The sequence below is a fragment of the Micromonospora sp. CA-263727 genome, from assembly GCF_050942455.1.
In the GTDB taxonomy this organism is placed as follows: Bacteria; Actinomycetota; Actinomycetes; order Mycobacteriales; family Micromonosporaceae; genus Micromonospora.
The window spans coordinates 6,830,154-6,841,347 of record NZ_CP192031.1 but is presented as its reverse complement, the minus strand read 5'-3'; the positions used below and the strand labels follow the sequence as shown (position 1 = coordinate 6,841,347).

Here is an 11,194-nt window from a genome sequence, read left to right as displayed (position 1 = left end):
GAAAATGAGCTCCTCAGGGAGGCAAAAATGAAGCACCGCGCCGTGGGTGCCGTGCTGTTCGGCGGCGGCGTACTGCTCCTGGCGCTGGCCGCCGGGCTGGTGTTCGTCGTCAAGCCGGCGATGACCAAACTGCCCTACGATCTGGATCCGACGACGTCGGTGGCCGAGGCCAAGGGCGCGACTTTCCTCCAGATCACCAACGGGGCGGTCGCGATCAACCAGGCCGATCTCAAGTCGACGGTCCAGGTCACGCCGGAGCGGGCCAAGACCGCGGCGCTCAGCGGCGACCTCGCCGGTGACACGGTGGTCTGGCGGGTCGGCCAGACCGTCGAGCGGACGGACACCAAGGAGCTGGTCAGCGCGTACGGCGCCGAGCTGGCGCTGGACCGGGTCTCCGGTGCGGCCGTCGACTGGAACGAGCAGTTCCTCGACGAGAGCGGCGCGCCCGAGAAGATCTCGTTCGCCGGTCAGGTCTACAAGTTCCCGTTCGACTCGGCGCAGGAGAACTACGAGGTCTTCGACCGGGATCTGCGGCAGACCCGGGTGTCCGAGTTCAAGGGCACCGAGGACGTCGACGGCATCGAGGCGTACCGCTACGAGCAGGTCATCACCGACGAGAAGCTGCCGCTGCCGGCCGACCGGGTCGGCCTGCTGCTCGGTGTGCTCGCGCCGGGCTCGACCTCGGGCGACGTCGTCTACAGCAACACCCGTACGGTCTGGGTCGACCCGGTCACCGGCTCCTACCTGAACGTACGGGAGCAGCAGAAAAAGGTGCTGGTGCCGAACGTGGGCACCCCGGTCACGCTGCTGAGCGCGGACTTCTCCTACAACGACGAGACCGTGGCGTCCTCGGTGGAGCGGGCCAAGACGAGCCGTGGTCAGCTCACCATCCTCGGCGTGTACGCGCCGATCGGGATCGCGGTGCTGGGCCTGGTGCTGATCGTGGTCGCGCTGCTGCTCTCGCGGCGCAGCGCCCCGGCCGCGCCGACCGCCGTAGCCGCTACCCCGGCCGCCAAGCCGGCTGCTGCCCCGGCCGCCGGGCCGGCCGCCGACCCGACGCCCACCCGCGTCGACCAGACGCCGGTGCGGGACGACGAGCGGGAGGGCGGGCCGTTGACCGACGAGATCCCGCCCGCGTCGACCAACTGGAAGTCCGACGAGCCGACCGTGCCGACCCAGCGGCCCGCGCAGGGCGAGTCAGAAAAGAAGTAAGGTAGGAACGCGCTGAGGGGCGGGCCCGCGCGGGCCCGCCCCTCAGGTGTCTGCGTAACGGATCAGAGGCGGGCCAGGGCGCGGCGGAGCGGGTCGAGGCCGAGCGCGCCGAGGTCGAGGGCCTGACGGTGGAACTCGCGCAGGTCGAAGTCCGCGCCCTTGCGGGCCTTGGCGTCCTCCCGGGCCTGGAGCCAGATCCGCTCGCCCACCTTGTACGACGGTGCCTGCCCCGGCCAACCCAGGTACCGGTTCAGCTCGAAACGCAGCATCTCGTCCGACACCCGGCAGTGCGCCCGCAGGAACTCCCAGCCCAGCTCCGGCGTCCAGCGCTCGCCGGGGTGGAAGTCGAACGGGTTGTTCTTCGGGATCTCCAGCTCCAGGTGCATGCCGATGTCGACGATCACCCGGGCCGCCCGGAACGCCTGGCCGTCCAGCATGCCGAGCTTGTTGCCCGGGTCCTCCAGGTAGCCCAGGTCGTCCATCAGCCGCTCGGCGTAGAGCGCCCAGCCCTCGCCGTGCCCGGAGACCCAGCAGAGCAACCGCTGCCAGCGGTTGAGCAGCTCGGCCCGGACGGCGGTCTGCCCGATCTGAAGGTGATGCCCGGGCACCCCCTCGTGGTAGACGGTGGTCACCTCACGCCAGGTGGAGAAGTCGGTGATGCCCTGCGGCACCGCCCACCACATCCGACCCGGCCGGGTGAAGTCCTCGCTGGGGCCGGTGTAGTAGATCGAGCCGTCGCTGGTCGGCGCGAGCCTGCACTCGATGCGCCGCACCTGCTCCGGGATGTCGAAGTGGCTGCCGTTCAGGTCGCTGATGGCCTGGTCGGCCAGCGCCTGCATCCAGTCGCGGAACGCCTCCTTGCCCCGGATGGTGCGGGCCGGGTCGGCATCCAGCGCCGCGACCGCCTCGTCGATGGTGGCGCCGGGGCTGACGATCTGCCCGGCCACCGTACGCATGTCGGCCTCCAGCCGGGCCAGCTCCGCGAACCCCCAGGCGTACGTCTCGTCGAGGTCGATCCGGGCACCCAGAAAGTACTGTGAGGCCAGCTCGTAGCGCTCCCGCCCGGCGGCCTGCCGCTCCCGGCCGTGCGGGGCCAGCTCGGTGCGCAGGAACTGCCCGAACTCGGCGGTCGCCGCGGTGGCCGCCGCCGCACCCCGGCGCAGCTCGGCACCGAGGGCGCCGTCGGCACCCAGCCGCTCGACCAGCCCGTGGAACAGGTTGTCGCCGTCCGGGTCCACCCAGGCGTCACACTGCTTGGCCACCTCCAGCAACTGCACCCGGGAGCTGACCCGCCCGGCGGCCACCGACTCGCGCAGCGTGGTCTTGTAGCTCTCCAGCGCGCCGGAGAAAAGGTCGAGCCGGGCGGCGATGTTGGCCTGGGCCTCGGTGCCCTCGGTCGGCATCAGGTCGAAGACCATCCGGATCTCGTGCAACCCGCTGGTGATGACGCTGACCTCACTGGTCGTCTCGCCAGCCTCGTAGCGGGCGAGGTCGAGGCCGAGCCGTTCCTGCATCGCCTCCCGGGCGGTGCGCTCGGCCTCCGTCTCCGGCTCGATGGCGTCGAGGTCGGCCAGGGTGCGCCGGGTCAGCTCGGCGCGCCCGGCATAGCCGTCCGGCGACAGGTCGTCCAGCCGGTCTTCGTAGCCGGAGATGCCGACGTAGGTGGCGCCGGTCGGGCTGAGTGCGGCCCAGTCGGCCACGTAGCGGTTCGCGAGGTCGTCGATTCGTCCCACGCTGCGACCCTACGTGATCCGGACCTGCCGGCGTCGACCCTGTTTCGACCCGGTCAGGGCAGCAGGTCGGCTGGGTCGAAATCGATCGGGAACGGCTCGTCGGCCCATAGCCGCCGGCCGCTGACCGCCTGGGCGGCGGGTGAGAGCAGTCGGGCGAGCTTTACAGGTGGTTTCTGTGGCGCTCGACACGGCGGCCGAAAACCGCGCGACTATGTCGTACGCCAGGGGCAGAGTGTCAGGGGTGACAGCCCACTTCACTGCTGACCGGCCGGCGCTTCGGAGCTGGCTGCCCGGTTTCGTCGCGCTCGCCGCGATCTGGGGTTCCAGCTTCCTGTTCATCAAGGTCGGGGTGGCCGAGCTGCACCCGCTGCACCTCACCCTCTACCGGGTCGCCGCCGGCGCGCTGACCCTGCTCGTGGTCCTTGCCGTGCTGCGTGACCGGCTGCCCCGGGAGCCGCGGGTGTGGGCTCACCTCGCCGTGGTCGCCGCCTTCGGCGTGGCCCTGCCGTTCACCCTGTTCGGCTACGGCGAGCAGCGGGTCGAGTCGATGCTCGCCGGCATCTGGAACGCCACCACGCCGCTGGTCGTGCTGCCGCTGGCGGTGCTGGTCTTCCGCACCGAGCGGCTGACCGCCCGCGGTGCCGTCGGGCTGGGGCTCGGCTTCACCGGCGTGATGGTGGTGCTCGGCGTCTGGCAGGGCATCGGCGGGGCGCACTTCGTCGGCCAGCTGATGTGCTTCGGGGCCGCCGCCTGCTACGGCTTCGCCATCCCGTACCAGAAGAGGTTCATCGCCGGCAGCAAGCTGTCCGGGCTGTCGCTGTCGGCCGCGCAGCTGGTGGTCGCGACGGTCCAGCTGGCCATCGTCGCGCCGCTGGTGGCCGGCGCGCCGCCGGTGCCGACCGCGCTGTCACCGAAGGTGTTCCTGGCCGTGCTGGCGCTGGGCGCGCTCGGCACCGGGCTGGCCTTCGTGATCAACATGCGCAACATCCGGATCGTCGGGGCGACCACCGCCTCCACCGTGACCTACCTGATCCCGGTCTTCGCGGTCTTCATCGGCGCGGTCGTGCTCGGCGAGCGGCTCACCTGGCACCAGCCGGTCGGCGCGCTGATCGTGCTGCTCGGCGTGGCCGTCTCCCAGGGGCTGGTCGGTCGGCGGCGTCAGCGGGTGGTCACCGGTGCCGGTACCCGGTCGACGCCCCTCGCCGAGCCCGCCGCCCACTGACCCGCCCGGCCCGGCCCGGCGCGCCCGGCTCAGGCCCGGGTCGGGCCGGCTCAGGCGTGGGTCCAGGCGATCAGGTCGCCGGCCGGCCAGGTGTTGACCACCCGGTCGGCGGGGACGCCGCAACGGGCCGCCCGCTCGCAGCCGAAGCGCTGCCAGTCGAGCTGACCGGGCGCATGCGCGTCGGTGTCGATGGCGAACAGGCAGCCGGCCTCCAGCGCCCGGCGGATCAGCCGCTTCGGCGGGTCCTGCCGCTCCGGCCGAGAGTTGATCTCTACGGCGGTGCGGTGCTCGACACAGGCGGCGAAGACCGCATCGGCGTCGAAGTCGCTCTCCGCGCGGGTCCGCGCGCGATGCCCCCGGTCGCCCGGCCCGGTCACTCCGGCCGGGCGGGACGACACCATCCGGCCGGTGCAGTGGCCGAGGATGTCCAGGTGCGGGTTGGCGATCGCGGTCAGCATCCGGCGGGTCATCTTCGCCCGGTCGTCGTTCAGGCCGCTGTGCACCGACCCGACCACCACGTCCAGCCGGGCCAGCAACTCCTCGTCCTGGTCGAGGGAGCCGTCGGCGAGGATGTCCACCTCGATGCCGGTGAGGATCCGGAACCCCTCGGGCAGCGCCGCGTTCAGCCGCGCCACGTGGTCGAGTTGGCGGCGCAGCCGGTCCGCGGTGAGCCCCCGGGCCACCTTGAGCCGGGGCGAGTGGTCGGTCAGCACCAGATACTCGTGGCCCAGCTCGACGGCGGCCAGCGCCATCTCCTCGATCGGTGACCCGCCGTCGGACCAGTCCGAGTGGGTGTGGCAGTCGCCGCGCAGGGCGGCACGCAGGCTGCTGGCCTCCGCGTCCAGGTCGGTGCCCTCGGTGGCGACCAGCCGGCGTAGATAGACCGGCTCCTCGCCGGCCAGCGACTCGGCCACGCAGCGGGCCGTGACGTCACCGACTCCGGCCAGCTCGGTGAGGGTGCCGGCGCGGGCCCGCTCGGCAAGCTCCTGCTTCGGCAGCCCGGCCAGCGCGTTCGCCGCCGACCGGAAGGCACGGACCCGGTAGGTGGCCTCGTTCGCCCGCTCCAGCAGGAAGGCGACCCGACGCAGGTCGGCGATAGGGTCGCGGCTCGCTCGCTGGCGCTCGCTCATGACCTGCAACCTAACGTGCCCGCGCCGCCGGTCGGGGGACGACCGGCGGCGCGGGGTGCTGGTGGAACGGGTCAGCTGAACGGCAGCCGCACCACCGACTGGTTACCGACACCGAGCGTGGTGGTGTTGGTGCCGATCGCGGACCAGACCTCCACCCGGACCGTGCCGCCGCGCAGGTTACCGAGCGTGCCGGTGCTGGACTGCAACCCGGCGGACTGGGTGTAGTGCTCCCAGCCGGGCACCGGGTCGGTGGCGAAGTAGCGGTACGTCTCCACCCGCTCCCAGCTCCCGTCGCCGGTCAGGTCGTACGAGATCCGTAGCTGCACCCCGTTGCCGACCGCAGCACCGGCGTCGAGGAAGAGGTCGAACGCGGTCTGTCCACCGTTCTGGGTCAGGTTGAGCCCGGTCGCGGTGAACACCACCGGGTTGCGGGGCGTGCCGTCGTAGTTGGCACCCCCGGCGCTGGACACCGTCGTCGTGCCGGCGGTGCCGGCCGCGCCCAGGCCACCGCCGGAGAGCAGGTAGCGGACCGGCCCGCTGGACGGCGGGGTGGTGGGCGTGGGGGTCGGCGTCGGCGTGGGAGTCGGCGTGGGGGTAGGGGTGGGCGTGGGCGTCGGGCTCGGGGTCACCCCGCCACCGCCGCTGCCACCGCTCCAACTGTGCGCGCCGCTGGTGGCGGTGCGACCGGCGGCGACGGTCAGCTGCGTCCCGTCGGAGAACCGCACGGTCAGCGGCGTACCGGAGATGTTGCTGGCCACGTAGGTGCGGGCGCCGCCCCGGTTGAAGACGGCGGCCAACGGGTGGTCGGCGGTGACCCCGGTGTCGACCCGCCCCAGCGCGGCCAGGTTCCGGATCCAGTGGAAGGTGTGTGCCCGGCTCTCGCCCTCCTCCGGGGTGTAACCGGGGTTGGCACGCAGCTTGGCCAGCGCCGCGTCGGCATCCCCGAGCGCCAGGAACTGCCAGTGCAGGTCCTGCCACACCGTCGGCTCGCCACCCTTGTTGCGGACCAGTTCCGCGTACTTGATGGAGTTGTAGTTCGGGTGGTAGCCCAGGTAGAGGTGCCCGCCGGTGATGGGCAGCAGGTTGATGCCCTGGATCATCTCCGGCGCGGCGCTGAACCAGGTGGCGTACGCTCCGCCGTCACCCCAGACCATGCCCACATTGGAGTGCCCGAACTCGGCCGGGAAGTTCTCGTCGTTGACGTCGAACCAGTACTCGTGGATCGCCGCCGCCTGGGTGGTGTAGAGGTAGATGCCGGCGTCCCGGACCGTGGTGTTCCCGGTGGCCTGCCCCCACTGGATGAGCGCGTTGGCGAAGTTCATCCCCTCCGACGACGACTCCTGGTTGTTGCCGCTGGCGAACGCGCCGTGCCCGGAGGCCCAGTCGTGCCCGGCGTAGATGTCGAAGTCGCGCAGGTACGGGAAACGGGTGTCGGCCCGGTCGTAGTTGTTGGCGTCCCGGATGAGTAGGTCGATCATGCCGCCGTACTGGTCCTGGCGGGCCCAGGCCGGGTCGAACTTGGCCAGCGTCGCGGCGGCGGCGATGTAGTAGCCGTAGTGGAAGTGGTGGTCGTTGAGTTCCTGGTCGGAGCCGTACGAGGCCGGGTAGCCGATCAGCGTGCCCCACCGCTCGTCGTAGTAGAAGAGGCGCTCGGTCTCGCCCGGTGAGGCGGTGAGCCAGTCGTTGAGCGTGGACCGGATGGCGTTCAGCGCCGCCGTCCGTGTCTCGGTGTCGCCGACCTGGTCGGAGATCTCGGCGATCCGGGCCGCCCGGCCGAGGCCCTTGCCGGTCCAGTAGGTGTCCCCGCCGCGCTGGTCCATCGGGTTGCCCCGGACCGCCGACAGGTGCTGGCGCAGCGTGGTCAGGTCGGCTCCGGCCCCGGTGGCGACGGCGGGAATCTCGGGCAGTACGCCGTGGAACCGCATCGAGGTGCGGAACTCGCCGACCCCGGTGAGCACCTTCATCCGGCCCCGGGCCGACGGGTAGGTGGGCGTGATCGGGGTGGCCCCGGCCAGGGCCTTCCACTGGTGCGGGTAGAGGCTGACCACCGTCCGGGTCTCGGTGCCCTCGCGTGGCGTGGTGGTGAAGGTGTACCTGGTCTCCACCTGGCTGCTCGCCTGGTTGTAGGTGTACCCGATGCGGGTGCCGGTGACGTGGGCGTGCGCGTACTGGCCGAAGCTGGTGGCGAGCTGGGCGCGGGCCGCGCTGTCACCGGTGGCCGGCAGCAGCGCGACCGAGAAGTACCCGCGACCGGCGAGGTTGGAGCTGATCCGGCTGCCGCTGACGGTCCAGCCGGCGCCGGTCGGGGCGTAGCCGACGTAGTCGTGGCCGCGGACGCTGAAGCCGATGGTGCTGCCGCTGTTGGACCAGACCGTGAAGCCGCCGCCGGTCGCGTTGATCACCGCGTCGCCGCCGCTGGTGCGGAAGTACGCGAACGGCAGGCCGTGGCCGATGGTGGCGCGCAGGGTCCGGGACCCGTCGCTCCAGTACGGGGTGACCGTCCAGTCCGTCCAGTCGGCCACCTGCACGAGGGGGGCGGCGAGACCGGCCACGCCGACCCGGATGTCCTCGACATAGGGGTACTTGTACTCGCCGACGCCGGTGGCGGTGCCGCTGATGGCGGGCGTGGAGGTGGCGGAGAAGCCGAGCCCGTCGGTGACCGGCTGGTACGCCACCGGGTGCGCGTGCAGCGGCTCGCTGAAGGAGCAGTTCAGGCGCTTCCAGAGCAGCGAGGACCACCAGTCGTTGGTGGGCACCGGTCCCGGCGGGGCGTCGGCGGTGGCGTACTGCCGGGGGTTGGTGGCGATGTTGCCGCAGCCGCTGGGGAGCGGGCCGACCGGGGTGGTGGTGTAGCTGCCGGCACCGACGGGTGCGGCCTGTGCGGCGGAGGTGGCGGTGACGGCCAGGCCGCCGAGGACGAGGACCGCGGCGGATGCCGCGGCCAGGAGCCGGCGGCGGGTGCGGTGTGGGACGGGAGGTCGCATCTTTCCTCCATCGCGCGCCGGTCCGGCCGCGCCGGCGGCGGCGCCTTTCGTCGTCATTGTGAGGTTAGCTACCCGAGAGAGCGCTCTCTTGCGAGTGTTACGCGGACGTTAGTTCACCGGGAAGACCTGCGTCAATGTGTCGGAGTGATGAAACACAGATGACGGCGACCCGCTTCTGGCTCAGCCCACCGGCGGCTTCTCCGGGCAGCCGTGCTTCCGGTGCCACGCGGTCACCTCGCCGGCCGGCGCACGGTTGCCGCCCTTCCGCCACGAGTCCAGGTACGGCGCCGGCCAGACGACACCCCGGCGGATCCACCAACCGTCCTCGCCGAGACACGGCGGCGAGATGCCGAAGTGCAGGTGGCAGACGTTGTTGGCGTTGCCCGTCCGGCCCACGGTGCCGAGCTGCTGCCCGGCCCGCACCCGCACTCCGGGATCGATGCCCTCGGCCACCTCGGTCAGGTGCGAGCCGTAGTAGCGCACCCCGTCGTCACCGATGACCGACACCGACAGGCCACCGTTGTACGGCCCCTGGACGCCCCGCTTGGAGTAGCGGTCCCGGCGGCTAACCTCGCCGATCGTGCCGTCGGTGACCGCGACGAACGGCTCGCCGCAGTCGGCGAAGATGTCCGTGCCCGGGTACGCGGAGTGGGTCGGGTGGTAGGCCACCTTCTGTGCGCGTACCGGGAAGACGTGCGGCAGCCGGTCGCGGGTCGGCGTGCCGGTCGGTGCCGGCTGGCCGCCGGCGTCCGGCCCGGGGGTGGCTGCGGTCGGCGCGGCGGTGGCGGCCGACGGGCCGGGCGTGGCCGGGGGCGCGGTCCAGGTCGGCGGAGCGCCGGCACCGCAGCCGGCTGCGGCGAGCACCAGCACGAGCAACAGCACCGCGTACGCCGAGCGGCGTCCGATCGTCAGCGAGACCACCCGGACATCCTGGCAGAGTACGGTGAGCAGACAGCCGTCCATACGTGCGAGGGGTGGCCAGCGATGATGCCGTACAGCCCGTCGGGCCTCTTCCCCTCGGGGCGGCCCCCGCGCCCCACCTACCGCGAGCCGAACCCGGTCAGCGGTCCCGGTGTCGCGGCCGGAGCCGCCGCGACGATCGCCTGGCTGGTCCTGTTCGGCCTGCTCGGGCGCAGCCTCGCCGGGTACGCCTGGTGGACCCTGCTCGCCGCGGCCCTGGCCTGGCTCGCGGCCCTGGCCCTGGTCCGGTTCGGTGACCGGGGGGTGGCCACCGGCGTCGCGATCGTCGCCGCCGGAGGCTGGAGCATCGCCGCCGCGGTGGTGGCCGCCCGCTGGCTGAGCAGCGGGGACTGGCCGCTCTGGTGACTTCACCGGTGTTGACTGCGTTGCGTTGTCGTGCAGGCACTGAAACCCGTCTTGACTCGGCTGCCGCGACTCGGCACTCTCCCGGTATGGCCTGGACCACTCCGCGGCTCGATCCCGATCGCAGTCGCCGCCGCCTCCAGCTTCTGGCGCAGTTGGCGGACGCCCGCGCGGTACGCGAACGTGAGCGGCCGCAGCGCGCGCGCACCGAACGGCTGCGTCAGCTGATCGCCACCCGCCGCCGCCTGGCCGGCTGAGGGGCTCGGAAATCCTTTCCCCAGGAATGACCGGCCCTTCGGGGCGTTGACCGGTCGCCTGCCGACCCGACCGGCTAACGTGCACGCGTAACGGGTCGGCGTGAGCTGTGCCGAGGCTACTTGGGGGAACCGTGTCGTCGTACTTCGCTGCGGCCGTGGTACGTGAAAAGGGCGGCTGGACGGCCGCCGAGCTGAGCCTGCGGGGTGCCGCCGATGTCGACGAGGTCGCCGATCGGCTGCGCGACGTGGCTCCCGATGCCGACCTGTCGCTGCTGTTCGTCGAGGCGGACGACACCTACCTGGTCATCCTGCGCCTGACCGAGGGGGAGGACCTGCGGGTCTTCGGCTCGGATTCGGCGTACGCGGAGGAGTCCCGGCTCGGTGCCCTGCTGGTGGGCGACCTGAAGACCTCGGTCACCGGGCTGGACGACACCGAGGAGCCGCGCCCGGTCGCCAGTAGCAGCGGCGACGACGACAACGAGCAGCCCGCCGTCGACCCGGAGGCCGACCCGGTCGGCGAGGCGGACCTCCTGGCCGACCTGGGCATCCCCGCGCAGCGGCTGCTCGCCCTCTGCGCCCACGAGGGCATGATGCCGGCCGACGTCACCGCCGAGGTCTGCCAGGTGCTGGGCTGTGTCGACGACGTCGAGGAGCTGCGTGAGGTCTGAGCCGGCCGATGTGACCGACCCGGCCCTGGAGACGGTCCGGCGAGGTCAGCCCACCCCCGGCTCGGCCGGTCGGGTGGGTCCGGGAGCGGACGAGGGCCTGGCCGACCCGGCTGGCACCGGCCGCCGGCAGCGGCACGAACTCTGGATGCGTCGCGCCTTGGAGATCGCGGTGACCGGCCCGGAACCGGCGTCTGCCGGCAGCGCTTCCGGTCCGGCCGGCGATGCTGCGGTGGCTGCGGGCGGTCCGGGCGATGGCGACGACGTGCCGGTGGGCGCGGTGGTCTACGGGCCGGACGGCACCGAGTTGGCGATCGGCCGCAACGAGCGGGAGCTGACCGGCGACCCGACCGCCCACGCCGAGGTGCTGGCGCTGCGCCGGGCCGCGCAGCGGCTGGGCCGGTGGCGGCTGGACGGCTGCACGCTGGTGGTGACCCTGGAACCCTGCACCATGTGTGCGGGCGCGCTGGTGCTGGCCCGGGTCTCGACCGTGGTCTTCGGTGCCTGGGAACCGAAGACCGGCGCCGCCGGCTCGCTCTGGGACGTGCTGCGCGACCGCCGGCTCAACCATCGCCCCGAGGTGTACGGCGGCGTCCTGGAGACCGAGAACGCCGCCGTCCTGCGCGCCTTCTTCCGCTGAAGCCACCGGCCTGTCCGGCCCTGCTTGC

The 11,194-nt window shown here is 72.3% G+C and carries 10 protein-coding genes; 6 read left to right on the top strand and 4 right to left on the bottom strand.

What is annotated here, in order from left to right; genetic code table 11:
* The first annotated feature begins 27 nt into the window (after positions 1-27).
* Positions 28-1,212: a DUF3068 domain-containing protein gene (locus ACQPYA_RS30190; protein ID WP_433530386.1), complete on the top strand. Its 1,185-nt coding sequence runs from the start codon at positions 28-30 to the stop codon at positions 1,210-1,212.
* Positions 1,213-1,274: 62 nt separating this feature from the next.
* On the opposite strand, the gene ACQPYA_RS30185 is transcribed toward ACQPYA_RS30190, so the two are convergent.
* Complete coding sequence (locus ACQPYA_RS30185) at positions 1,275-2,945, bottom strand: DUF885 domain-containing protein (RefSeq protein WP_433530385.1); 1,671 nt, start codon at positions 2,943-2,945, stop codon at positions 1,275-1,277.
* 211 nt (positions 2,946-3,156) lie between these two features.
* On the opposite strand from ACQPYA_RS30185, the gene ACQPYA_RS30180 reads away from it, so the two are divergent.
* Positions 3,157-4,167, top strand: coding sequence for a DMT family transporter (locus ACQPYA_RS30180; RefSeq protein WP_433530384.1), 1,011 nt, complete (start codon positions 3,157-3,159; stop codon positions 4,165-4,167).
* Between the two features lie 50 nt (positions 4,168-4,217).
* Here the strand turns inward: ACQPYA_RS30180 and ACQPYA_RS30175 are convergent, their stop codons facing one another.
* The 3 genes from ACQPYA_RS30175 to ACQPYA_RS30165 all read right to left on the bottom strand — a co-directional run bounded on the left by ACQPYA_RS30175 (position 4,218) and on the right by ACQPYA_RS30165 (position 9,202).
* A complete protein-coding gene (locus ACQPYA_RS30175) occupies positions 4,218-5,297 on the bottom strand; it encodes a PHP domain-containing protein (protein WP_433530383.1) in 1,080 nt (359 codons plus the stop codon).
* 71 nt (positions 5,298-5,368) lie between these two features.
* Positions 5,369-8,281 carry a glycosyl hydrolase gene (locus ACQPYA_RS30170; protein WP_433530382.1) on the bottom strand — a complete coding sequence of 971 codons (2,913 nt, stop codon included), beginning with the start codon at positions 8,279-8,281 and terminating at the stop codon, positions 5,369-5,371.
* A 180-nt stretch (positions 8,282-8,461) separates the two neighbouring features.
* Entirely contained in the window at positions 8,462-9,202 is a 741-nt protein-coding gene (locus ACQPYA_RS30165; protein ID WP_433530381.1) for a M23 family metallopeptidase, read from the bottom strand.
* Between the two features lie 63 nt (positions 9,203-9,265).
* Here ACQPYA_RS30165 and ACQPYA_RS30160 point away from each other — a divergent pair, with 63 nt between their 5' ends.
* From ACQPYA_RS30160 to ACQPYA_RS30145, 4 genes are all read left to right on the top strand, one after another.
* Complete coding sequence (locus ACQPYA_RS30160) at positions 9,266-9,607, top strand: hypothetical protein (RefSeq protein ID WP_433530380.1); 342 nt, start codon at positions 9,266-9,268, stop codon at positions 9,605-9,607.
* Between the two features lie 86 nt (positions 9,608-9,693).
* Positions 9,694-9,861 (top strand): hypothetical protein, encoded by a 168-nt coding sequence (locus ACQPYA_RS30155; protein ID WP_171023025.1) that lies wholly within the window; start codon positions 9,694-9,696, stop codon positions 9,859-9,861.
* Between the two features lie 131 nt (positions 9,862-9,992).
* Positions 9,993-10,529 (top strand): tRNA adenosine deaminase-associated protein, encoded by a 537-nt coding sequence (locus ACQPYA_RS30150; protein ID WP_433530379.1) that lies wholly within the window; start codon positions 9,993-9,995, stop codon positions 10,527-10,529.
* A 145-nt stretch (positions 10,530-10,674) separates the two neighbouring features.
* Entirely contained in the window at positions 10,675-11,166 is a 492-nt protein-coding gene (locus tag ACQPYA_RS30145; protein ID WP_433533685.1) for a nucleoside deaminase, read from the top strand.
* Positions 11,167-11,194: the final 28 nt, after the last annotated feature.